Annotated in this window: 19 protein-coding genes; 14 read left to right on the forward strand and 5 right to left on the reverse strand. The window is 38.7% G+C overall.

Going from position 1 to position 24,524, the window contains the following annotated elements:
- Positions 1-48 precede the first annotated feature (48 nt).
- From devC to NSP_RS06185, 6 genes are all read left to right on the forward strand, one after another.
- Complete coding sequence (gene devC / locus NSP_RS06160; protein ID WP_006195122.1) at positions 49-1,221, forward strand: ABC transporter permease DevC; 1,173 nt, start codon at positions 49-51, stop codon at positions 1,219-1,221.
- Positions 1,222-1,411: 190 nt separating this feature from the next.
- The gene (locus NSP_RS06165; RefSeq protein ID WP_006195124.1) at positions 1,412-2,149 is read left to right on the forward strand and encodes a DevA family ABC transporter ATP-binding protein; all 738 of its coding nucleotides are present in this window, start codon (positions 1,412-1,414) and stop codon (positions 2,147-2,149) included.
- 376 nt (positions 2,150-2,525) lie between these two features.
- Complete coding sequence (bchB, locus tag NSP_RS06170; RefSeq protein ID WP_006195126.1) at positions 2,526-4,052, forward strand: ferredoxin:protochlorophyllide reductase (ATP-dependent) subunit B; 1,527 nt, start codon at positions 2,526-2,528, stop codon at positions 4,050-4,052.
- 249 nt (positions 4,053-4,301) lie between these two features.
- Complete coding sequence (locus tag NSP_RS06175) at positions 4,302-5,108, forward strand: ABC transporter permease (protein ID WP_017803900.1); 807 nt, start codon at positions 4,302-4,304, stop codon at positions 5,106-5,108.
- Between the two features lie 224 nt (positions 5,109-5,332).
- The gene (locus NSP_RS06180) at positions 5,333-6,376 is read left to right on the forward strand and encodes a methyltransferase domain-containing protein (RefSeq protein ID WP_006195128.1); all 1,044 of its coding nucleotides are present in this window, start codon (positions 5,333-5,335) and stop codon (positions 6,374-6,376) included.
- Between the two features lie 215 nt (positions 6,377-6,591).
- Positions 6,592-7,806, forward strand: coding sequence for an FG-GAP repeat domain-containing protein (locus NSP_RS06185; protein WP_006195129.1), 1,215 nt, complete (start codon positions 6,592-6,594; stop codon positions 7,804-7,806).
- Positions 7,807-7,822: 16 nt separating this feature from the next.
- On the opposite strand, the gene NSP_RS27165 is transcribed toward NSP_RS06185, so the two are convergent.
- Positions 7,823-7,948, reverse strand: a complete 126-nt coding sequence (locus NSP_RS27165; protein WP_269454112.1) for a hypothetical protein — start codon at positions 7,946-7,948, stop codon at positions 7,823-7,825.
- Between the two features lie 125 nt (positions 7,949-8,073).
- On the opposite strand from NSP_RS27165, the gene NSP_RS06190 reads away from it, so the two are divergent.
- Together NSP_RS06190 and NSP_RS06195 are read left to right on the forward strand one after the other, a co-directional pair.
- Positions 8,074-11,664: a DVUA0089 family protein gene (locus NSP_RS06190; RefSeq protein ID WP_006195130.1), complete on the forward strand. Its 3,591-nt coding sequence runs from the start codon at positions 8,074-8,076 to the stop codon at positions 11,662-11,664.
- 327 nt (positions 11,665-11,991) lie between these two features.
- Positions 11,992-13,500: an FG-GAP repeat domain-containing protein gene (locus tag NSP_RS06195; RefSeq protein WP_006195131.1), complete on the forward strand. Its 1,509-nt coding sequence runs from the start codon at positions 11,992-11,994 to the stop codon at positions 13,498-13,500.
- On the opposite strand, the gene NSP_RS06200 is transcribed toward NSP_RS06195, so the two are convergent.
- Complete coding sequence (locus NSP_RS06200; RefSeq protein ID WP_006195132.1) at positions 13,497-14,219, reverse strand: methyltransferase domain-containing protein; 723 nt, start codon at positions 14,217-14,219, stop codon at positions 13,497-13,499. The two genes, NSP_RS06195 and NSP_RS06200, sit on opposite strands and share 4 nt — an antisense overlap.
- Positions 14,220-14,298: 79 nt before the next feature.
- Here NSP_RS06200 and NSP_RS06205 point away from each other — a divergent pair, with 79 nt between their 5' ends.
- From NSP_RS06205 to NSP_RS06225, 5 genes are all read left to right on the forward strand, one after another.
- Positions 14,299-16,416 carry a glycosyltransferase gene (locus NSP_RS06205; RefSeq protein ID WP_006195133.1) on the forward strand — a complete coding sequence of 706 codons (2,118 nt, stop codon included), beginning with the start codon at positions 14,299-14,301 and terminating at the stop codon, positions 16,414-16,416.
- A 93-nt stretch (positions 16,417-16,509) separates the two neighbouring features.
- Positions 16,510-17,262 (forward strand): ABC transporter ATP-binding protein, encoded by a 753-nt coding sequence (locus tag NSP_RS06210; protein ID WP_017803901.1) that lies wholly within the window; start codon positions 16,510-16,512, stop codon positions 17,260-17,262.
- Positions 17,263-17,413: 151 nt separating this feature from the next.
- Positions 17,414-18,586, forward strand: coding sequence for a glycosyltransferase family 2 protein (locus NSP_RS06215; RefSeq protein WP_017803902.1), 1,173 nt, complete (start codon positions 17,414-17,416; stop codon positions 18,584-18,586).
- Between the two features lie 21 nt (positions 18,587-18,607).
- Complete coding sequence (locus NSP_RS06220) at positions 18,608-20,050, forward strand: glycosyltransferase (RefSeq protein WP_006199048.1); 1,443 nt, start codon at positions 18,608-18,610, stop codon at positions 20,048-20,050.
- Positions 20,037-21,035 (forward strand): glycosyltransferase family 2 protein, encoded by a 999-nt coding sequence (locus tag NSP_RS06225; protein ID WP_006199049.1) that lies wholly within the window; start codon positions 20,037-20,039, stop codon positions 21,033-21,035. Before NSP_RS06220 ends, NSP_RS06225 begins: the two co-directional genes overlap by 14 nt.
- A 126-nt stretch (positions 21,036-21,161) precedes the next feature.
- On the opposite strand, the gene frr is transcribed toward NSP_RS06225, so the two are convergent.
- From frr to NSP_RS06240, 3 genes are all read right to left on the reverse strand, one after another.
- Positions 21,162-21,710 (reverse strand): ribosome recycling factor, encoded by a 549-nt coding sequence (frr, locus tag NSP_RS06230; protein ID WP_006199050.1) that lies wholly within the window; start codon positions 21,708-21,710, stop codon positions 21,162-21,164.
- Entirely contained in the window at positions 21,697-22,425 is a 729-nt protein-coding gene (pyrH, locus tag NSP_RS06235; protein WP_006199051.1) for a UMP kinase, read from the reverse strand. Before pyrH ends, frr begins: the two co-directional genes overlap by 14 nt.
- 70 nt (positions 22,426-22,495) lie before the next feature.
- A complete protein-coding gene (locus tag NSP_RS06240; RefSeq protein ID WP_006199053.1) occupies positions 22,496-23,050 on the reverse strand; it encodes a thioredoxin family protein in 555 nt (184 codons plus the stop codon).
- A 571-nt stretch (positions 23,051-23,621) separates the two neighbouring features.
- Here NSP_RS06240 and NSP_RS06245 point away from each other — a divergent pair.
- A complete protein-coding gene (locus NSP_RS06245; protein ID WP_006199054.1) occupies positions 23,622-24,524 on the forward strand; it encodes an alpha/beta fold hydrolase in 903 nt (300 codons plus the stop codon).

Consider the following 24,524-nt stretch of genomic DNA (forward strand, 5'->3'; position numbering starts at 1 on the left):
GGTTTTTAGACAAAGCAAATTAAGAATTTTACATTTGAGGTTCGCTAAATGATTCTCAATATACCTGTAGCATGGCTACAATTAGTCAAACAAAAACTGCGCTTTATTGTCGCTTTAGCTGGAATTGCTTTTGTCTCCGTGCTGATGTTTCTGCAAATTGGTTTTCAGGATGCTCTCTATGCAAGTGCTACACAGTTGCATAAAAATCTAGATGGAAACCTATTTTTAATTAGTATTCAATATCAATCTCTAACATCCAATCAACACTTTCCTCGTCAGCGTTTATACCAGCTTTTAGGATTTGAAGATGTGGAGTCAGTTAGCCCTTTATATATCCAGTTTGCTAAACTCAAGAATCCAACAACTGGTTTTAAATACCCAATATATGTGTTGGGTTTTAATCCAGTAGAATCAATTATCAACTTGCCAAACATTCAGCAAAACCTGCATTTACTACAACTTCCTGATCAGGTTTTATTTGACGGCGCATCTCGCCCAGAATTTGGACCCCTTGCTGAAAATTTTCAGCAAGGAAACCCTGTACAAGCTGAAATATTTAGCTATATTGGCTTAGTTGGTTACAAAGTTAAAATTGGCGGCTTATTTAGCTTAGGTCCCTCCTTTGGAGTAGATGGAAATTTAATAGTGAGCATCTCCACTTTTCTGCGGATATTTCAAGAGCGTTCTGTACAAGATATAGATATAGGTTTAATTAAGCTTAAACCAGGCGCTAATCCTGAAAAAGTTTTAGCAAATTTAACCGCCAACTTACCTAAAGATGTAACAGTAATTTCTCGTGAGGATTTTATCAAATTAGAAAAAGACTATTGGGCGCTGAGAACACCTATTGGTTTTGTGTTTAACTTCATGGTGACTATGGGTTTTGTTGTCGGTGTGATTGTTGTCTATCAAATTCTCTATAGTAATATTTCTAATCACTTAGCTGAATATGCCACACTCAAAGCTATGGGGTTTAAAAATAAATATCTTTTGAGTATAGTTTTCCAACAAGCTATAATTTTAGCATCATTAGGGTATGTTCCAGGTTTTGCCATATCTTTAGGTTTATATGATATAGCCAAAAATGCTACTAATTTACCTGTAACCATGAATTCAGAAAGAGCAATTTTTGTATTTTCCCTAGCCATAATTATGTGCTTAGTATCTGGATTTTTCTCTACAAACAAGCTCCGAAATGTAGACCCCGCAGATATTTTTTAACTTGCTTATATCAGTTTTCATGTATTTGAACTACGTCTGTGGTCAGGGCGCAAGGCCTTGCGCCCCTACCGCGTGGTGAAAATACCTGTAATTAAAATATATTCCTCCTCCCTCTCCTTAGTAAGGAGAGGGTTGGGGTGAGGTTTAATCCCCGAAAGCATTAACCACCCATAGAAGAGGATGAACGCAGATGGACGCAGATAAATTCCTATCTCGGCAGATTAAGAAACAATATATTGTAAAAATAGAGAATCTTAACCAATACTTGGGAAAGAAAGCCTTAAGACTCCAGATTTTGTTTGATATTAATTTAGCCATTCAACCTGGAGAAATTGTCATTATGACGGGACCTTCAGGTTCAGGAAAAACAACTTTACTGACTTTAATTGGTGGTTTACGTTCTATTCAAGATGGAAGTCTCAAATTTTTAGGACAAGAACTTTATGGAGCTAGCAATGAAGAATTAGTAAAAGTACGTCGTCATATTGGCTATATTTTTCAAGCTCATAATTTATTAGATTTTTTAACAGCCCGACAAAACGTCCAAATGTCACTGGAGTTACACAAAAACATCTCCTCAAAAGAAGCACACCGGAAAGCAGAAGCTATGCTCAACGCTGTAAAATTGGAAGATAGAGTAAATTACTATCCATCGGATCTCTCAGGAGGACAAAAGCAACGGGTAGCGATCGCCCGCGCGTTAGTTAGTCAACCAAAATTAGTCCTAGCAGATGAACCCACCGCAGCCTTAGACAGTAAATCCGGGCGTGATGTAGTCAACCTCATGCAACAACTAGCCAGAGAACAGAATTGTGCCATTTTAATGGTGACACACGACAACCGCATCTTAGACATAGCAGACCGGATAATTCACATGGAAGACGGACGATTAATTAAACAAGTAGTCTGCAATCCCACCCCAGTATAACCGCAGGGCGGAAGTCAAAAGTCAAAAGTCAAAAGTCAAAAAGTTTATTCTCGAGGTTGGCTTTTCATCAACTGGGAATGGTTGGTTTACTTACGCCATGCTGTACTAGGTGCAAAATATTCTTAGCATTAATTTAACAATCAACAAAAAATGATAAAAATACTTGTCCAATCATTAAGAGTTATTTAATTAAACAACATGAATATTGTTAAAAACAAAAGCTAAACCCCAATCAGTGACTCAGTTTCAGCCATTAATTACCAACTCAATCAGCAAAAACTCCCCTTTCATCCTGACTCCAACATTTGAGACAATCAGAAGCGATTTCATAATCAAGCACTTATAGTTATTTCAGTTGCAAAGGGAGAACACATTCATGAAATTAGCTTACTGGATGTATGCAGGGCCAGCCCACATCGGCACACTGCGAGTCGCGAGTTCATTTAAAAACGTCCATGCGATTATGCACGCCCCACTAGGCGATGACTACTTCAACGTCATGCGCTCCATGTTATCACGGGAGAAAAACTTCACCCCAGTAACCACCAGTGTAGTTGACCGCAACGTTTTAGCTAGGGGTTCTCAAGAAAAGGTAGTAGATAATATTACCCGCAAAGATGCAGAAGAACACCCAGATTTAATTGTGTTAACTCCCACCTGTACATCTAGCATTCTGCAAGAAGACTTACACAACTTTGTCGAACGGGCGCAGCTAGAAGCCAAAGGCGATGTCATGTTAGCGGATGTCAACCACTACCGCTTTAACGAATTGCAAGCCGCAGACCGCACACTGCACCAAATCGTGCAATACTACATTGAAAAAGCCCGGAAGCGGGGCGAATTACCAGAAGGTAAAACCGCCAAACCTTCTGTTAACATTATAGGTAATTCTACCCTTGGTTTTCATAACAACCACGACTGCACCGAACTCAAGCGCCTCATGGCTGACTTAGGAATTGAAATCAATACAATCATTCCTGAAGGTGCTTCGGTTCATGACTTGAAGAAATTACCCCAAGCTTGGTTTAACCTGGTTCCTTACCGAGAACTAGGTTTAGCCACTGCGGCTTACTTAGAAGAACAATTCGGTATACCTTGTGTAGATATTACCCCAATGGGTGTAGTAGAAACTGCCAGATGTATCCGTAAAATTCAGCAGGTAATTAACGCCCAAGGCGCTGAAGCTGATTACGAAGCATTCATCAACGAACAAACCCTGAACGTGTCTCAAGCTGTGTGGTTCTCCCGTTCCATCGACTGTCAAAACTTGACTGGTAAAAAAGCCGTAGTCTTTGGGGATAATACCCACGCTGCGGCGATGACCAAGATTTTGGCTAGAGAAATGGGGATACACGTAGTTTGGGCGGGAACCTACTGTAAATATGATGCAGACTGGTTCCGCGAACAGGTGAGCGAATATTGTGACGAAGTGCTGATTACCGACGATCACGGAGAAATTGGAGATGCGATCGCCCGCGTCGAACCCTCAGCCATATTCGGTACACAAATGGAACGCCACGTAGGAAAACGCTTAGACATTCCTTGTGGAGTCATAGCTTCACCCATACACGTCCAGAACTTCCCCATAGGATACAAACCATTTTTAGGTTACGAAGGAACAAATCAGATCACAGACTTGATATACAACTCCTTCACCTTGGGAATGGAAGATCACCTCTTAGAAATCTTCGGTGGACACGACACCAAAGAAGTAATCACCAAAGGAATATCAGCCGACTCAGACCTGAGTTGGTCGAAAGATGGACAAGCCGAACTCAACAAAATTCCCGGATTTGTGCGAGGTAAAGTCAAACGCAACACCGAGAAATTTGCCCGTGAGAGAGGCTTCAAAGAGATTAACGCCGAAGTGCTTTATGCAGCCAAAGAATCCGTAGGCGCTTAATCTAAGCCATATAGATCAGATAGATCCCCGACTTCTTGAAGAAGTCGGGGATCTGAGCCTCTCGATATCTTTTTCGTTCCAGACTTGACGCTAATTTTGATCAATATTCGTGTAATGTGATTCCCAAAGGAATTTCTGGGCAAAGATGCCCGCCCTTGTGTACCGCGAACCACAGGGATGTCCGCCTTTGAGGACTAACAAAGAATAAATTCATTAAAAAAAATCAAGCGTGTATGGTATTTTTTAAGAATGAAAATCTCACTTAAAACTAATTTTACTGGGTTGCTACTGCGCCGCTATTGGGAATTGCTGAACGTTTTGGTATCGCGGAATTTAAAAGTCCGTTATCGAGGCTCGTTTTTTGGGGTTTATTGGTCGCTATTGAATCCATTACTGATGACAGGTTTGTACTCGGCTATTTTTGGCACAGCGTTTGCATCCTATTACGACGATTCAATCCTCAACTATATATTGGCAGCCTTTACCGGACTGGTGGTGATCAATTTTTTCTCGGCTTCCACTTCTCAGGCATTAAGTAGTATAGTCAATAATGGCTCACTTTTGAATAAAATTTCTCTGCCATCAAGTGTATTTCCTGTATCTATAATTACCTCAAATGTCTTTCAATTTTCAGTAGGAGTACTGCCTGTGTTGGCAGTGATTACTTTCATTTATTCCCAGAGTTTAGTCAATGTGCTGGCGCTGTTCTTCCCGTTTTTAGCTTTAGTGTTAGTTTCTACAGGGGTGGGATTTCTTGTTAGTGGATTATATGTATTTTTTAGAGACTTACCTTACTTTTATGAGTTAGTTGTATTTGTGATTTGGCTTAGTAGTCCTATATTTTACCCAGCCGCTATTGTTCCCCCACACATCAAGCAATTTTTGGTGTTGAATCCTTTATCACCGATTATTGAAAGTTTGCGTCAGATTACTTTATCAGGAACATCAGCAGATTTGGGTTTAATTTGGGGTGCTTTACTCAGTGGTATGATCATTTTGTCTCTGGGTTGGGCTTGTTTTCATCTCTGGCGAGATCAATTTATGGATTTGCTGTAAATTTTTGCTCACCCTCTATTACTGAAGATTTTTCCTAAATATAGCGATTCCCTTCTCAATAGGTACTACAAGAATTATTCGACCACAGATGAACACAGATGAACACAGATGAATATGGATGAATATGGATGAATATGGATGAATATGGATGAATATGGATGAATCCCTACCTCACTAGACTAGAAACGCTATAAATTTCTCTTGCTATATCACATATAATATATATGACTATTTTTCCTAATCCATTAGTCTGGATGCCTTTGTCTGAAGAGATAAGTCGTTTTCGCAAATACTGCTATGGTATTGTTCTCAATGCTGGTTCTGGACAAAGAAGCATTCAATTAGGTGAAAAAGATTTAAATATTGATATTACTGAGTGGAATAAACCAGATATTCTGGCAGATTTACATCATATTCCTTTGCTAGATGAATCGGTGGATACTATAGTTTCTATTGCTGTTCTAGAACATACTCGATATCCTTGGCAAATTGCTGAGGAATTTTATCGCGTCCTCAGACCAATGGGATATGGAATTATTGCTGTTCCCTTTCTACAACCACAACATGACTTTCCTGGAGATTATATTCGGTTTACTGAAAATGGCTTAATTGAAATTGTTAAATATGCAGGTTTTGAAGTCATTGAAACCAGTTATACCCATCATTTTGGTCAAACTTTAGCATGGTTGTTATGGGAATATTTACAGTTTCATCCACCGAAAAAATTTACTTGGTTTTTTTGGCAAAATCTGATTCGTCAACTTTCGTTAGGAAATTTGCTTAAAGGTGATAGTCCCAATACTCACAATACTCATTATATTGTGGTGCGGAAGCCTGGGGATATCAATATTAAACCTCACTATATCCAAGCTTTGAGACACAAGAATGAGCAAGATTGGTTTTTTCCACTTCTCGCTTGTCCCATCACTAAGCAACCATTGCATCTGCAAGATAATTCTTTGGTGTCTGAAAATGGCAAATTTATCTATGGATTTCAACAAGGTATTCCCTATTTAGAAGCTTCACACAATAATATTGATTCTCCTGAAATCAATTCTGATGAATTAGATGCTCCATCAACAGATTCTGAGTCTCATCTCATATCTCAATTAAGCGAAGAGTTATCTAATTTGAGATTGCAGATTAAAAATCTGGAGTCTGAGGTTGAATTATCTAAAAATACAATTAATACCATACAATCTAGCAAGTTTTGGCAATTAAGACAAATCTGGTTAAAATTAACCAAAAACTTCGGTTTCATCGGTTAAAGCTTTGAATTGTCTGTTTCTAGATTCTAGGAAAAAATTGAAGAAGTGATAAAAATTGTAAAGTTTTATGGCGGTTGCCAGCAAGCGGGTTTTACGAAATATATGTTTTGATTTTCAGATAAAAATGCTGTTTTTTGTCGGGGAAATTATTTCTTTGAAAAAAAATAATTAAAATGCCTTAAAATCATATTCAGTAAATCCAGTGTTACTTATTTATGAGTTCTTCTGACCTAAATGGTACTATTTCACAGGTATTAAACGATTTTGTAGCCTTACCCGCAACAAACATCCCAGGGGTAATTGGTGCTGACAATCATCCTCAGACTGGAGAATTCTTTGATGTAGGCGATCGCGATGTCGATTTTTTCAAAATCAATTCTCCTATCGCCGGGAATTTAGAAATTGATATCAAATCCTTTAGTGATCCTACTATTATTGACACAGTTGATGCCGTTGTCTTTATCTACGACAGAGAAGGCAATCTTTTAGCTTTCAACGACGATAGGGAGACACTTTTTGATCTAGACCCACTTTTATACTATCAAATTACCGCAAATACAGATTACTTTGTAGCTGTAGCTGGTTATAATGTTAATAATGATTATTTCAATCCTTTTCAACTAGGTAGCGGGTCATCAGGGGATACAGGAGAGTATAAATTTAATAGCAGACTGTTACCACTGTCGCAAATACCAGATTTTAATGGCGATGGTCAAACTGATATCCTCTTAACTAATCCTAGTCAAGGATTGAATCAAGCATTGTTAATGGATGGGACAAACTATGCAGGATTTAGTAATCTGTTTGGTTCTCCGGGTTATCGACCAGTAGCAACGGCTGAATTTAACAAATATGGCACAACCGATATAATTGTCAGCAATTCCACTAATAATTTTAATGCTGTCTGGTTTATGGATGGCCCTAACTACTTAGATGGTGTCGGTTTACCCATAGCAGCAGGTTGGGAAATTAAAGGAGCCGCAGACTTCAACGGTGATGGTAATGTTGATATTCTGCTGAATAATACTGCCAACAATTGGAATACAGTCTGGTTTTTAGGTGGTGCTAATGGTGCTAGTTACACAGGTTATGGTAATTTGCCTGTGGCTGAAGGTTGGGATATTACTGGTGTGGCTGACTTTAACGGCGATGGTAAAGCGGATCTTCTTTTGAATAATCCCACCGAAGGATGGAACACAGTCTGGTTCTTAGATGGCACAGATTACATTGGCTATGCTAATTTACCTAGCGCACCGGGTTGGCAATCTTTGGGAACCGGAGACTTTAATAGCGATGCTAAACCTGATATTATTATGAATAATCTCACTTCTAATTCCAATACTATTTGGTTGATGGATGGAACCAATTATACAGGTTTTGCTAACTTGCCTAATACTCCTGCTGGTTGGGAAATTGCTGGTATGGCTTAATGGGAATATTGTGAAGCTATCTATCTGCGCCAGCATCAGCGAAGCGTTCGCGGAGCGTGCCGTAGGCTCTAGCACGAAGTGCGTTAGGCGCAAAGGCGCAAAGGCGCAAAGGTACAAAGAAAAAGAAAGGGAATTTTGGCATTTCATACTCTGATTCAGCAACGCCGAGAAAATACTATTGTTTTTTTGTGTAAATATGTATTTTCTTTAGGCACAAATATTTAAATAGGCATTAAACTCATTCAGTAAATACCGAGTTACTTAGTTATGAGTAATCCTGCTTTTAATTTGATTGGTTTGACCCAACTACGTAATGACTCCCGCTTTGCAGGGATTGATGGTAGTGGGATGGCAGTTGCAGTCATTGATAGTGGTTTGGATTGGACTCATTCTCTACTGAATAACAATTATGTCGCTGGCCGGGACTTTGTGTATGGAGATAATAACCCTGAAGATATTGACGGACACGGTACTCACGTAGCAGGTACAGTTGGAGCGGCAGATCCTAGATATGGAGTTGCACCTGATGTGAAGTTAATTGGCTTGAAGGTGTTTGGTAATGATGGAGGTGGAGCAAGTAATTCCGATATTGAAGCTGCTTTACAGTGGGTGATTGACAATAAAGAGCGTTACAACATTGTGGCTGTCAATATGTCACTGGCGGGGGGATTTTTTACTTCTGTTTCTGAGGCTGCGGGTGATATTAGAATTGATGAGGTGAGAAGACTGGAAGAATTAGGCGTTGTTGTTGTCTCAGCTACTGGGAATTCATTTAAAAATAATGAGTATCAGAATCTGGCAGCGCCAGCAATTTTCAGCACGTTAGCTGTGGGCGCTGTCTGGCAAGATGGAATTAATCGAGACTTTCGTTGGCGTTCGGGAGGAATTGACTATACAACAGGAGCCGATCGCGTAACTAGTTTTTCCCAACGCCTAGATGCACCCAACAAAATATTTGCCCCTGGGGCAATGATTACTAGTACTGTACCGGGAAACCGTCTGGATGCTATGGGTGGAACAAGTATGGCATCTCCTGTGGTGGCGGGAGCAGTAGCTCTGATGCAGGAAGCAGCGATGCAATTTGGGGGGCGTTTTTTGACTTCATCAGAAGTTGTGCAGATTATGCGCTCCACCGCAGACATCATTTTTGATGGTGATGATGAAGATGATAATGTTGAAAATACATCAACTAATTATCCTCGTTTAAATATTTATAATGCTGTACAGGAAGTTCAACGCCTATTTCAGGACATTGCCCCTAATGGAGACCCCAATGGCACTATTCAAGGTGCTTACATTGGGCCAATTTTAGATGGTACTACTACGATTAATTCCATTTTGGGTAGTATTGGTATTGATGGTGGTTCAGTGCAAGTGGGTGATAAAGATGTTGATATCATCAGGTTTGAAATGCGATCGCCTGGAATAATTACAATTGAAGTTAGTTCTCATCCTGACAACCCGGCGGATTTTGATAGTCTTTTACGCCTGTTTAACACTTCAGGTGAAGAAATTGCTTTTGATGACGACTCAGGCGTTGACACCTTCTCTGCAATTAACATCTCCCTTGCGTCTGGTGTTTATTATGCGGGAATCAGTGGCTATAACAATCGCAACTATAATCCCAATGTCGCCGCTAGTGGTGTATCTGCCGCAACAGGCAATTATTCCCTCAACTTCCAACTCAGAAATCCTGATCCCAATGGAATTATCAGTGGTGCAATTCCTGTCAATTTGGGTACAGATTCAGAACCTTTATATTTTCAGGGTATTGTGGATTCTGACCCTATTGCCAACTCCGATGAACGGATTACTATTGGGCCAGCAGATGTAGATATTTTCAAACTGGTAGCACCAGATAATGGCATTTTATTAATAGATATTGACACTCCTTACGATAACTATGTTGATTCATTTCTGAGAGTCTTTGATGAAGATGGCAATGAGTTATTTTTTAGTGATGATGATCTAGCTTTTAATAGCTCGTTAGTGTATACAGAATTCACTGATAATGAATACCCCAGTCTAGTTTTTCCCGACTCGGTTGATCGCAGTTATTACGAAGGACATACCACTGATAGCTTTATTGGCTTAAGAGTGGACAGAGGTCAAACTTATTACATTGCTGTTTCAGATTATGACAACCAAACTTATAATCCTAACAGTCTCGATGGGCGTTCTGGTACTGGTACAGGTGGTTTGTTTGACCTGACTGTACAGTTTTTCAGTAATGACCAAAATGGTAGTATTACACAGGCATTAAAAAATAATTATATACCAATAAATGTCACAAACCTCCCTGGTATAATTGGTGGGGATAGTAATTTGGAGACGGGAGAATTCATTGAAGTAGGCGATCGCGATGTCGATTTTTTCAAAATCAATTCTCCTAACGCCGGGATTTTAGAAATTGATATCAAATCCTATGGTGATCCTACAATTATTGACGAAGTTGATGCCGTTGTCTTTATCTACGACAGAGAAGGCAATCTTTTAGCTTTAAACGACGATAGAGATACATCTTTAGATCCACTTTTACGCTATCAAATTACCGCGAATACAGATTACTTTGTAGCTGTAACTGGTTATGGGAATGATTCTTTCAATCCTTTTCAACTAGGTAGTGGCTCATCAGGAGATACAGGAGAATATAAATTTAATAGCAGACTGTTACCACTGTCACAAATAACTGCTTTAAGTAATAACACTTCTACTAGTGGTACAGTGGAAAATGTCTCCGTTGGCTCAATTATCTTTGGCAATATCGGCGATGATAATGGTTTCTTTGTAGGTGCTAGTGATATTGATATCTATCGCTTTACTCCCACTACCACTGCTAGAGTGACAATTCGTGCCAGTGCCAATGAAGCTTTCAATGCTGATACTTTTTTACGAGTCTTCAACGCTAATGGTACAGAAATCGCTTTCAATGATGATGAAAATGCTTTAACTAGGGGTAGCGGGATTCAGATAGATGTCACCGCAGGTACTCAATATTTAATTGGTGTCAATGGTGCAAGTCCGCAAGCGAGGAATTATAATCCTCTCACAGGTGCTGGTGCGGCAAACGGTAGCCAAGGCGATTACGTTCTATCTATTTTCACTAGCTCAAATCATCAACCAGATTTTAATGGCGATGGTGAAACAGATATTCTCTTAACCAATCCCAGTCAGGGATGGAATACAGCATGGTTAATGAATGGCACAAACTATGTAGGATTTAGTAATCTCTTTGGTTCTGCTGGTTATCAACCAGTAGCCACGGCTGACTTTAACAAAGATGGCAAAACTGATTTAATTGTCAGCAATCCTACGAATAATTTTAATGCTGTCTGGTTTATGGATGGCCCTAACTACTTAGATGGTGTAGGTTTACCCATAGCAGCAGGTTGGGAGATTAAAGGAGCCGCAGACTTCAACGGTGATGGCAATGTTGATATTCTGCTCAATAATACTACCACCAATTGGAACACAGTCTGGTTTTTAGGTGGTGATAATGGTGCTAGTTACACAGGTTATGGTAACTTGCCTGTAGCTAATGGCTGGGATATTACTGGTGTGGCTGACTTTAATGCCGATGGTAAACCGGATATTCTCTTGAATAATCCCACCGAAGGATGGAATGCAGTGTGGTTCTTAGATGGCACAAACTACAGTGGTTATGCCAATTTACCCAGCGCACCGGGTTTGCAATCTTTGGGAACCGGAGACTTTAATGGCGATGGTAAACCTGACATTATTATGAATAATCTCACTTCTAATTCCAATGCAATTTGGTTGATGGATGGGACTAATTATACAGGTTTGGCTAACTTGCCTAATACTCCTGCTGGTTGGGAAATTGCTGGTATGGCTTAATGGGAATATTGTGAAGCTATCTGCGCCAGCATCAGGGATTTCCCAGAAATAAATTATCCATATTGTGGGTTTGGGCAAAGATGTCCGCCCTGATTAGGGGACGGGTGGGGACACCTATCCCACAAGAAAATTTGTCATGTTGTTTTATTTGTCAGTCCCTAAGATAGACGTTTTTTTACTAAAATATGTTAATATCTTTTTGATACATAATTGTAATAGCACCGTAGCTAAAATTACCTGTTTACAATAATTACTTGTATAATCGAACTTAGATATTTGCATATCACGTAGTAAACACAGTATCAAATTAGCAATTAACTAAAAAATATGTTAGGCAATACAACTAGCCCCTTGATTGGGAATCTAACAGCTACTAACACTTTCAATCAAATTCCTGGTGCTGTAGAACCAGTCAATTACTATGAATTTTCGGTTTTCGATACAAGTAGAATTAGTTTGGTGTTGAGTGGAATAACTCAAAATTCTGCTCAAGCTAGTATTATTTACGACAGAAATAATAATAGATTGCTGGATAGCGGAGAACGGCTTTACAGTCAGACTGCTTTCGTCGATATTAATGGAACGATTAATCCTACCTTGGGTGCTGGTAATTATTTAGTTGAAATTCAACGCTTTAATTCACCTAATAATAATAATTATTCTGGCTATTCTGTACAGCTATCAGGTACACCTACTCCTGCTTCTATTCTTTCAGATCCTGGAAATACACTCAATAGCGCCTATAATATTGGAAATTTCAATGGTACTAGGACTTTCAAGGAGTTTGTCGGTGTTGTAGATCCAGTGGATTACTATAAATTTTCCCTTGCAGATACCAGTGAAATTAGTTTGCTGTTGAGTGAATTAACTGAAAATGCTCTGAAAACTAGTATTATTTCCGACGCAAATAATAATGGCTTAATTGATAGCGGCGAAAGCCGTTACACTGACACGGCTCAGGTGAATAGCAATGGGACAATTAATGCTAACTTGGCTGCTGGTAATTACTTGATCGCAGTTGAACAGGATAGCGCTAATACCAATTCTAACTATTCTTTAACTTTATCAAACTTAACAATTTCCACTCCCAAAGCCGCAAAAGATTTCAATCAAGATAATCAAACGGATATTCTCTTAACTAAGCCCAGTGAAGGATTAAATAAAGCATGGTTAATGGATGGGACTAACTATGTAGGAGAGATGAATCTTCCTGGTTTAGCTGCTTATCGACCAGTCGCAACACCTGACTTTAACAAAGACGGTAACACAGATTTACTGGTGAGCAATCCCAACAATGGATGGAACTTGGTTTGGTTTCTCGATGGGATGAATTATGTTGGCGGTGTGGGTTTACCAATAGCAGCAGGTTGGGAAATTAAAGGAGCCGCAGACTTCAACGGTGATGGTAATGTTGATATTCTGCTGAATAATACTGCCAACAATTGGAATACAGTCTGGTTTTTAGGCGGTGATAATGGTGCTACTTACACAGGTTATGGTAATTTACCTGTGGCTGAAGGTTGGGATATTACTGGTGTTGCTGACTTTAACGGCGATGGTAAAGCGGATCTTCTTTTGAATAATCCCACCGAAGGATGGAACTCTGTCTGGTTTTTAGATGGCACAGATTACATTGGTTATGAGAATTTACCCAGTTCACCGGGTTGGCAATCTTTAGGAACCGGAGACTTTAATAGCGATGGTAAGCCTGACATTATTATGAATAATCCCACTCAAGGATGGAATTCCATTTGGTTAATGGATGGGACTAATTATACAGGTTTTGCTAGCTTACCCACTACCCCTGATGGTTGGGAAATTGCTGGTATGGCTTAAGTTTCTAGCTGAGATTTTAATTTCTCTAACTCTAGATGCATTTGCCATTTGACGGCGGCGATCGCACTCAGATAAATTTTAGGATGAACCATCCCTAAATTATGCTCACCTTGATGAAATTCCTTTTCTAATAAGGGATATTCACCAAGGCAAGTTTCCTTAACAAAAATTAAGAGATTCTGAGCATACCAAGCTTCTACTTTTTCATTATTCCATATTTTCCGGCGTAAGCAATCAATCGCCACATAGCCATACTTGGCGAAAATTTCTGCCCAATATTCCAGCCACTGTTCATTCAGATGATTAAGACCACCTTGAAACGGAATCGCTGCGGAAAACAGCACGATATTTCCTAAGTTAGTTAATGAATGAATAAAGATTTCCGCCGACTCCCTAGGAAGATGTTCCGCAACTTCCAAAGACACAACCAAATCAAACTTTCTCTCAACTTCTAGAGGTTGCTTTAAATCAAAGCAGAGAAATTTGCTCGGTTCAATTTCCAGCATCTTCACATCTACGTATTCTCCATCTATTCCTAGATAGTCATCTATACCAAATCTCTGAAATACTGAGAGCCAAGTTCCCAAACCACAACCAACATCTACTAGGCTGTTTGCTTGAGTGAGTTCCATGACTAAGGGGACAACTTCTTGAGCAGAAAGTCGTGAACCTTCTCGAATAGATTGATAAAAATTTTGTGTGTATGGTTGATTATTCACCGGACTTTATTGTATCCTTTATTTCATTGCAATTACGGCAAAGTCAAAATAAACTTTTTCAAACAGAAGAGCTTTACTAATGAAAATAGCTTATGTTTCCCGTGAGTTTGGTCCCATTACAGGAGGAGGAATTGGTACTTATATTGCTAATATTAGCAAATATATGGCAAAAAGAGGCCATGATGTCTATCTGATTACTGACTGCTTTTCTGAGTCTAATCTACATTATTTACCCCCAAATGTCACACTGATTCGTACAGAGCCTGCAATAAGCGATCGCCATTTTTTTACATATAACCAAAATTATTCAGATCGGGTTTATCAAACCCTCAAATTGCTGAGTCCTTTTGATGTCATTGAGTTTGCTGAATATAACGCCGAAGGATTCACCACCATTAGAGCCAAAAAACTTTTAAATGAATTTACTAACACTCAAATAGTCGTCAAATTACATACACCACGCTCTCTTTTAGTAGAAATAGATGAAGAAAAACATACGAATACTCAAACAGCAATAGATATCTATTTAGAAGATTATTGTGTAAAAAATGCTGATTTAGTCACATCTCCTTCCGCATCTCTTGCTCAATACTTTACCGAAAGATTGAATTTAAACTCTATTCGTAGAAGTCCCTATCCATTATTATTATCTACCATTAATAATCCCCGTCAATTTCTGACATCACAAATTCAAAAAATTACATTTCTTGGTAGCATCCAAGTCAGAAAAGGTGTAGATATTTTTATAGAAGCAGCTAAAATAATTCTCGCTAAAGAACCTAACTTTGTCTTTGAAATATATGGTAGAGATACATACTCTGCTCCTTTTCAAGCTTCTTATACAGAATATCTCAAAAAACGTATTCCCTATGATTTAAAAGACAAAATTGTTTTTAAAGGAGCCGCACCCTACGAACAAATTCCAGAAATTTTGTTAAACACTTGTTTTTGCGTATTTCCTTCCCGGTGGGAGAACTGGGCTAATGTTTGTCTAGAAGCAATGTCTTTGGGTTGTGTGGTTATTGGTAGCGAACAAGGTGGGATGTCAGAAATGATTGAACACAGAGAGTCAGGCTTTTTAATTAATCCATCCCATGCTGAAGAAATTGCCCATACCATCTTAGATAATTACAGGAATATTGCTTATTTACACCAAATTTCTGAAAATGCTCAATCAAGTATTAAGCAATGGTGTGATCCGGAATTAGCCTCAGTGAAAGTGGAAGAATCTTATCAAATTGATAGTTCTCCCAAAAAATGGCTAGTTAATCAAGAAGCTAAAGTTTCCGTAATTATTCCTCTTTACAACCAAGGAAAGTATATTGAAGAAACGATTCAATCTATTAAAGAATCAACTTATAAAAATGTAGAAATTATCGTAGTAAATGATGGCTCTAACGAATCTGAAACCAACGAAGTCTTTCAAAATTTGTCAGGTGTAATTAAAATATTTAAACCCAATGGCGGCTTAAGTTCTGCTCGTAATGCAGGGCTAAAAGTCAGTTCAGGTGAATTTATTATGCTTCTAGACTCAGATGATAAAATTCATCCTGAATATCTGGAAAAAGCCATCATAGCCCTGATAAATAATCAGGAACTCAGCTATATAGGTTGCTATACGCGCAATTTTGAAGCTTATGAATATACTCAAGCGCCTGTGGGCTTTATTCCTGAGCTAATGCTTTTCATGAATACCAATGTGGTAAACAGTACAAATGTATATCGCAGAGAAGCCATGCAAAAAACCGGAAACTTCGATGAAGAATTAATTTCTTACGAAGATTGGGATTATTTTATCAGCTTATATGAAAATGGCTGCGCCGGGGATATCTTACCAATAGAATTATTTCTTTATCGTCGCCACTATGATTCAATGGTATGGACAGTAGCACAGCCTCGCCGGACGCAATTAATTCAGTATATGTTGGGTAAACACCAAAAAACCGTCGCTTTATTTTCTCATGTGATGGTGCAATATCTTACCCAATTATGGAAAGATAAAGAAATAGAATGCGAGGCGGCTATATCAGGAAGTCATAGTAGAGAAGATAATACTGCTATATCAGGAAGTCATAGTAAAGAAATCTATGAATTAAAAAAGAGAATTGTAGCAATGGAATCATCTAAATTTTGGCAGTTACGCAAGCTGTGGTTTAAACTTAAATACAAATTGGGGTTATCAAAAGAACTGGATTAGTAATTTACTGAGTCCACAACTGCTATTATAGGCTGCTTTAATTTACCAAAAATACCCACCAACTGCGAACAGAACAGGAATGTTTTCAAAAGTATGGAAGTAATTCGCCTCAATCAAGTTTCCCTATGGCGACGAACACAAGAAGAATTTTCTTATGATATGAAGAAAACCATCTTTTCTTTATTAGAAGGTAAATATCGTCAACCCGCAAAAAGGCTGGTACTTGATCAGATTGAATTCGGGATTGAACAAGGTGAAAAAATTGGCATTATTGGCGCAAATGGTTCTGGTAAATCAACTATTTTGAAGATAATTTCTGGGATTTTGCAACCTACCACGGGTACAGTCAGAGTCAGGGGTAAAATTGCTCCTTTGATTGAACTAGGAGCAGGTTTTGATCCAGATATTTCTGTCCTAGATAATATTGTACTTTATGGTGTGCTATTGGGTTTTTCACGGGCAGAAATCAAAAAACGCGCCCAGTCTATTTTGGAATTTGCCGAATTAGAAGACTATGTATTAGTACCAGTTAAGGGTTTATCTTCTGGGATGGTAGCACGCTTAGGTTTTGCCATTGCTACGGATGTCCAGCCAGATATCTTGATATTAGATGAAATTCTATCGGTTGGTGATGAAAGTTTTAAAAATAAATGTAAGCAGAGAATTGAATCTTTTTGGCATGAAAAAACCACAGTTTTAGTAGTATCCCACGATTTGGATTTTGTGCAACAGTCTTGTGATCGTGTAGTGTGGTTAGATAAGGGTAAAATTATGTTTATTGGTGAAACTAAAAAAGCAATTAATTCTTATTTACAACAGTGTGAAGGTCTCAAGAGTTATCCATGATTAATTCAGAGTTTGATTAAATTAGGACTTATGCAAATTTATGGGAAAACTAACCACTCCAGGCACAGAGTACACTGAGTCAAGAGGGTTTAAGAGAGTTTTTGCGTAAGTCCTATAAATAATAATATAATTTAAATGAGGATGTATGATTATGGATAAAACTTTATACAATCAACAGTATGAAACTCTAATTAACGAAAAATCCGAATTAGCCCAGCAATGTCAATCTTTAATGGCAGAAATAGAGCAATTAAATTTATCTAATAATGAGTTATTAGCTGAAATTTCCGATATTAAGAACTCTCGCACATGGTTAGTGCTGACAAAAATTAAGAAAAATATTATTTTACGCAAAGTTGGCAGATTATTACTAGACTTATTTAATCTGCGATCGCTCAAAAATATCTTTTTATTTAATTCTCTCAAACCAACGGCTGAAACTTTAGTAACCAGCCAAAAACATCATCATAGTTATCAATTTCCCCAACCAATTATTTTATATAAATATCAAGAAAATACGCCGATTTCTCTGGTAATTATCTGTTATAATAAATCTCAGGAATTACCTTTTGTTATTTCGGCGATCGCCAAAAATACGCTGCAACCAGATTTAATTGTTTTATGTGATGATGGTTCAACAGATAATTCCTTGCAAGTATTTATTGAACAGTGCAGTATATACAATCTCAATTACAAAATTATTCAAGAACCAACAATTAAAAACGCCTTTCGACTCAATACGCTGCGTAACAAAGGTGTTTCCGCTTGTCTTGATGGTTTAGTCATCATACTAGATGCAGACCATGTACCATCCCGGACACATATAGAAGCTCATGTAAAACTGCACTTATTACATCCTCATGCTGTGCTGTCTACGGGACCACGACTGGAATATGCAAATTCAGATTGTAGTGGTGCTGTAAATTTTCTTTGGGGACATGAACCAGTCAGTATGATGCAACCTGCTGCTGATAAACCCATAGCCGATTGGACAGGAGTCCTAGTTTCCAATATGGGAATGTGTAAGCAAGCGATTCTCAATTTGGGTGGTTTTGATCCTATCTACGATGGTAATTATGGCTTTGATGATACTGATTTTACTTATAGAGCTTGGTTAGCAGGTTATTTTTTTGCTAGTAGTTTTGAGTCTTATATTATACATATTCCCCATCCACCTTCTTTGGGTAACAGAAATAATCACATCAATCAACGCAAGTTTGAAAATAAGTATAAATTTCAACCAAAATATCCTAATATAGTTGAGCGACTCACAAGGACATCTTGGCATAATTATCTTCATTATCTTGGCAACGAGGATATTTAAAGGAGTTTAAAAGCTAAATTTATGTACATAGTTTTTCCCACCCTAGAAATTGCCCCATTTATTAATGGAGGAATAGGACAATACATATCACAAATTATTAACTATTTACAAAGTTCAGAATATACACCGTTAATTTTATTGTATGGTATTCCTGAAATTACGGCTATCAAAGCCAGAGAATATTTTGATTCATCCAGCTTAAAATGTGAAATCTATCATATTAATGAATTTGCTGATATTCAGCTAAATTCAGAAGATATTTATCATGTCGAAAAAACTTCCCTAGCTTTAGCAGAGGGTTTAAAAAAAATCATGGCTGATAAAAATATAGTTGGGGTGGAATGGTGTGAACATGGCGGTATGGGATTTCATACCCTGCGAGACAAACATTTTAATCCTGATTCAGTCTTCAAAAACATACCCATCTGGGTTCATTTACATGGTTCTAGAGAAATTTGGGATTTAACAGACCGTTATCCTGTAGCTTTGGATGTTAGCAATGACTATATATTATCTAATTATGCGGAAAGATTTTGCTTAGAATTAGCAGATGCTTGGAAAAGTCCTTCTCAGTCTGTCGCAGACTGGTACACCAGCTATTTTGGTATTCATAATCAAGTTTTTATCTCTCCGCTACCTTATCGTAAGCTTGCAGAAAGAAATAGCCACCGTGTGATTAATCATCCTCAATTACCTTTAAAAATCCTCTGTCCAGGAAGAATAGTACATTTGAAAGGTACGGACATTATCGCTCGTGCTTGTGCAGAAATTTGTCAAACTTTTCCTGAGCAGATTCATGTCACTTTTGCTGGATATAATTTAGCGACGACAAACTCAAAATATAGGTCTTATCTAGATGAAGTTAAAAGTTTTATTTCTCCTAAATTCCTGAAATATTTCTCATTTTCTGGACAATATTTAGCAGAGGAATATTTAAAAATAGCCCAAGAGTCACATTTGGCAATTTTTGCGTCTCGTGTAGAAACATTTTGTCTAGCAGCCCATGAGCTTAACTGGATAGGAGTACCCCTAGTTTTAGCGGATATCCCAGCATTTAAAGAACATTTTCAGCATGGAGTTAATTGTTATAAGTTTGATGGTTCTGTAGAGGGACTGACTGCGCTTTTAACTCAAATTGTCCAAAATCCAGAAATGCTGAATCAAATTGCATCAAATCCAGTTTTAGATTTTGATATTGATGTATTCAATCAATTGGTGAAAGTACCGCAAATATCAAAGGTTACTGCTAATTATTTTTTATTTACAAGACTACAAGAGATTCATGTACAACCAGGGAAAATATATGCAAATAATTTCAAACATTTATCAGTTTTCAACCTAAAAGTTTTAATCTTAGCAATTGTTTGGAAAATTACTAAACGTCTTGCAGACAAAATATCTTTACCTGTACCCATGAGGATTTACATAAAAGGAGTTTTAAAGAAAAATAATGCATTCCAGTAGTTTATTAGAAGCGCAAATAAACCAAAGTCAAACAATCTTCATATCTATTATTATCTGTACGGCTGACCGTCGGATTTCTTTAGAGAGGACACTGATAGCACTCAACAAAATTACTTATTCATTTTGTGAATTTATTGTAGTTGATGCTTCATCTAATACTGAAACTATGGAAATGTTAAGTATCATGTCCAGCAGTTTCGATAGAAACCTCAAATTAGCAACTGTGCAAGAAAAAAATATTAGTGTATCTCGCAATGTGGGTATAAAGTTAGCATTAGGTGAGATTATTGCTTTTATTGATGATGATGCAATTCCGCCCCCTGACTGGATAGAAAAGCTTTTATCTACATATTCTTTATATGGTGATAAATGTGCCGGTGTTGGTGGTACTGTGCGTGATATGACAAGTCCTGGTTATCCTTTACAATATCATCGTGGCATTACAAATATTATTAGTAATACCAGTCCTATTTGTCGTTCTGGGGTAATAAATTATAATCAACCGCAAGGTTTTTGGTATAACGGTTTGATGGGTACAAATTCCTCTTACCGCAAAGATTTATTAGAAAAGATTAACGGATATGATGAGTTTTTTGAGTATTTTTTAGATGAAACTGATGTTTGTTTGCGCTTAATTCAAGCTGGCTATGAAATTCACCATTGTGATGTAGTTGTAGACCATTATCCTGAAGCCAGTCACAATCGTTTAGACCAAAAACATCTGACTTGTTGGTATTCACTCGCGAAAAATACTACCTATTTTGCTTTGAAACACGCTTTTAATAAAGTCCCGTTTCCTGTCTTGGTTATCCGCTTGACTCTACTGCTGATTTATCGCTGCTTCTTGCGAATAATTCGCCTGAAGTTTACTCACAATCTCTCCTATCAGGTTTTGGGGAAATATATCCAGGAATCTATAAAAGGTATGCGTGTCGGTTGGAATAGGGGAATTTGTTTACATAAATTTACATCTTCCCGGCATTGATGCAATGTAGCAAATACAGGGCGTTGTAGAATGCAATAGATAAAGGCTGAAGAATTTATACAACATTCCTCAGCCTTTATAGTTGATAATACTTTAATCTATGAGCAGCTGCCCACGCATACAGCCTTAGACAGTTGAAATGTCTTTTTCTTTTTCTGCCAACAAGTCATCTATTCTAGCAGTGTACTTGTTTGTGAGTTTTTGCAGTTGATCTTGTTGGTCTTTGGATTCATCTTCAGAGATTTCTGAAGCTTTTTCCTCTTTGCGAATGGTGTCTTGGACATCACGACGGATGTTGCGAATGGCTACGCGACCTTCTTCGGCATACTTACTAGCCATTTTGACAAATTCTTTCCGGCGATCGCTTGTTAATGGTGGTATATTTAGCCGAATCACAGAACCGTCGTTACTGGGTGTTAAACCTACGTCAGACAGGGAAATTGCTTTCTCTACTACGTTTAAGCTGCCTTTATCGTAAGGCTGAATCAATATGGTTGAAGCATCTGGCGTGCTAATGTTTGCCAGTGATTTCAATGGTGTGGGTGAACCGTAGTAGTCCACCGAAACCTTATCTAGTAAACTCGCATTGGCGCGACCAGTGCGAATGGTGTTAAAAGCTCGTTGAGTTGCTTCAACGGTCTTTTGCATTGTACTCTCAGCTTCAGATAATTTCACATGAACCTCCCACAAGGGTGCCGATATTTTCTCCCAAAACGGCTCGGCGGACGTTACCTCGCACCGTTAAATCAAAAACCAGTATTGGGATATTATTGTCTTTACACAAGGCGATCGCTGTACTATCCATGACGCGCAAATCTTTGGCTAAAACGTGCGCGTAGGTGAGACTGGTGTAACGCTTGGCCTCTGGATAAATATGGGGGTCAGCATCGTAGATTCCGTCTACCTTGGTGGCTTTAAAAATCACCTCGGCATCAATTTCTGCGGCTCTTAAGGCGGCAGTGGTGTCGGTGGTAAAGAAGGGATTTCCTGAACCAGCACCAAAAATTACCACCCGCCCTTTTTCTAGGTGGCGGATGGCGCGACGACGGATATACGGTTCCGCTAATTCTTGCATAGCGATCGCAGTTTGTACCCGCGTCTGTACCCCAATTCGCTCTAAGCAATCTTGTAGCGTCATGGCATTCATTACCGTGGCAATCATCCCTATGTAGTCAGCAGCTGCCCTGTCCATCCCCGCCGACGCTGCTTTCACGCCGCGAAAAATGTTCCCGCCGCCTACAACGATGGCAATTTGAACGCCAGTAGCTACTACCTCTGCTATTTCCTGGGCTATTTCTTTGACCACTTCGGGATCAATACCGTAGCCCATGTTGCCCATTAAGGCTTCACCGCTTAGTTTGAGTAAAACCCGTCGGTAATTCGTTCCCATCAAGTTACGCTTTATCAAAAAAGTTGCAGTTGCCTCCAATTTAAGATAGCAGTACAGCGACGATATATGTCTAGTTCCGCCAAATCAATGAAGTTCCTGCTGGTTCGGTTTTTGGTAGCTTAATTGCTTGACCTTTGAACAGAGAGGCGATCGCATTTCTCAAATAATCTTCTCCCAGACATGATGGGTCTTGGGGATGATTGTCAATTTGTCCTTTGTACTGCACTATACCATGATTATCTACCAGAAAAGCCATAGGCGTTTTACTCGCCCCAAAGCTACGAGTCACATCTTGAGTTGAATCCCATATGTAAGGAAAATTTAACTCGTGACCTTCGGCAAAAACTTTCATGTCGTCAAAGCTTTCGCTCAGGTGTTCCGTCGCACTGCTACCATTCATCCCAATTAGTGTAAAGCCCTCTTGAGCAAATTCCTCTTGAATATTTTTTAATCTGTCTAGATACAAGCTTACATAAGGACAGTGGTTGCACATCGCAATCACACCAACTGCACGAAACCTTTCTAAATAACGGCTGAGATGGTGTACTTGATTGTCAATTCCTGGAAGCTCAAAATCTGGTGCATAGCTTCCAACAGGTGTGTTAATTGTTTCTAGTATATTCATCTTCTATAGCCGCAAGGAACTAATAACAAAAAGGTTTATGTGACATTTCCGGTCACTTTTTTGCGTGCAAACCAATTTTTAGCCCATCCTTGATATCCCATGATCTTATAGACCAATGTGACTACCGTAAATCGTGAAAGTTTTAAATTTACTAAGGATGGTGATTCTATTACATCACACAAAATCATATCCTAACAACTTTCCTGAAAAAACCACAGGTTTAACTATTTGGTTCTATCCAGGCGAGGAAACGGCAAGATTACAAAATGTGAAGTATCATAGTCGTAATATCAACAGCACCAAAAAAGCATCACACAAATCAAGTATGTGGTAACTGTAAACCGTTAACAGCGCCTAAGTGAGATTTCACAACTAGACTTTTCCAGGAAATAATCTAGAAACATTCCACCCAACGTCTCTACAACGGTTCCAGATCAAGCATACTTAATTTTCACTAGATATCTCATGATTTAAGATTGCTATATCTTCTATTTGTGAAGATTATAAATTTTGAATAAAGCCACAAAGGGTTTTTTCTTGGTACTCGTATTCATATATTCCTAAATTTCTGATGACAACTTCCACAAACACATTTACCTCAAACAAAACTTGGATTTGGCAGGGTTTCCCTATCTCCTATCAAACTCAAGGAACTAATGGCCCCGCAGTGGTTCTCGTGCATGGCTTTGGAGCCTCATGGTGGCACTGGCGGAAAAATATTCCAATGTTAGCAGAAAATTGTCGCGTTTATGCCATTGATTTGATTGGCTTTGGTGGTTCAGCTAAACCTCAACCACAGAAAGAAATTAACTACACCCTCGAAACATGGGGAGAGCAGTTAGCAGACTTTTGTCGGGAAGTCGTGGGTGAACCTGCTTTTTTAGTCGGAAATTCCATTGGCTGTATTGTGGTGTTACAAGCAGCAGTCAGCAACCCGGATATGGCTTTAGGAGTAGCGTTACTCAACTGTTCCTTACGATTGTTACACGATCGCAAACGGGAAACACTACCCTGGTCGCGTCGCTTCGGCGCGCCAATTCTCCAGAAAATATTATCTATCAAACCAGTTGGTCAGTTTTTCTTCAATCAAGTTGCTAAACCCAAGACAGTACGGAAGATTTTACTTCAAGCCTACGCTAATGCAGAGATAGTCACAGACGAGTTGGTTGATATTCTCACAGCACCAGCAAAAGACCCAGGCGCTGTAGCCGTGTTTCTCGCCTTTACTTCTTACTCTACAGGCCCTCTAGCAGAAGACCTTTTACCTTTACTATCTTGTCCTGCGATTATTCTCTGGGGAACAGCCGACCCCTGGGAACCAGTAGACTTAGGTAGAGAATTAGCTAACTACCCACAAGTGCAAAAATTTATCCCCTTAGAAGGGGTGGGACATTGCCCCCAAGATGAAGCGCCGGAGTTAGTCAATCCGATTTTACTCGATTGGATAGGCGATCGCTACGCCTCTAATCATTAA

The organism is Nodularia spumigena CCY9414 (assembly GCF_000340565.2).
GTDB lineage: Bacteria > Cyanobacteriota > Cyanobacteriia > Cyanobacteriales > Nostocaceae > Nodularia > Nodularia spumigena.

Bases quoted from the DNA above. Each gene is read 5' to 3' on its own strand.
- devC (WP_006195122.1), top strand. From the start codon at position 49: ATGATTCTCAATATACCTGTAGCATGGCTACAATTAGTCAAACAAAAA.
- NSP_RS06215 (WP_017803902.1), top strand. From the start codon at position 17,414: ATGGATAAAACTTTATACAATCAACAGTATGAAACTCTAATTAACGAA.
- NSP_RS06240 (WP_006199053.1), bottom strand. From the start codon at position 23,050: ATGAATATACTAGAAACAATTAACACACCTGTTGGAAGCTATGCACCA.
- NSP_RS06210 (WP_017803901.1), top strand. From the start codon at position 16,510: ATGGAAGTAATTCGCCTCAATCAAGTTTCCCTATGGCGACGAACACAA.
- NSP_RS06225 (WP_006199049.1), top strand. From the start codon at position 20,037: ATGCATTCCAGTAGTTTATTAGAAGCGCAAATAAACCAAAGTCAAACA.
- pyrH (WP_006199051.1), bottom strand. From the start codon at position 22,425: ATGGGAACGAATTACCGACGGGTTTTACTCAAACTAAGCGGTGAAGCC.
- NSP_RS06245 (WP_006199054.1), top strand. From the start codon at position 23,622: ATGACAACTTCCACAAACACATTTACCTCAAACAAAACTTGGATTTGG.
- bchB (WP_006195126.1), top strand. From the start codon at position 2,526: ATGAAATTAGCTTACTGGATGTATGCAGGGCCAGCCCACATCGGCACA.
- NSP_RS06180 (WP_006195128.1), top strand. From the start codon at position 5,333: ATGACTATTTTTCCTAATCCATTAGTCTGGATGCCTTTGTCTGAAGAG.
- NSP_RS06175 (WP_017803900.1), top strand. From the start codon at position 4,302: ATGAAAATCTCACTTAAAACTAATTTTACTGGGTTGCTACTGCGCCGC.
- NSP_RS06165 (WP_006195124.1), top strand. From the start codon at position 1,412: ATGGACGCAGATAAATTCCTATCTCGGCAGATTAAGAAACAATATATT.
- NSP_RS06205 (WP_006195133.1), top strand. From the start codon at position 14,299: ATGAAAATAGCTTATGTTTCCCGTGAGTTTGGTCCCATTACAGGAGGA.
- NSP_RS06195 (WP_006195131.1), top strand. From the start codon at position 11,992: ATGTTAGGCAATACAACTAGCCCCTTGATTGGGAATCTAACAGCTACT.
- NSP_RS27165 (WP_269454112.1), bottom strand. From the start codon at position 7,948: ATGCCAAAATTCCCTTTCTTTTTCTTTGTACCTTTGCGCCTTTGCGCC.
- NSP_RS06190 (WP_006195130.1), top strand. From the start codon at position 8,074: ATGAGTAATCCTGCTTTTAATTTGATTGGTTTGACCCAACTACGTAAT.
- NSP_RS06220 (WP_006199048.1), top strand. From the start codon at position 18,608: ATGTACATAGTTTTTCCCACCCTAGAAATTGCCCCATTTATTAATGGA.
- NSP_RS06185 (WP_006195129.1), top strand. From the start codon at position 6,592: ATGAGTTCTTCTGACCTAAATGGTACTATTTCACAGGTATTAAACGAT.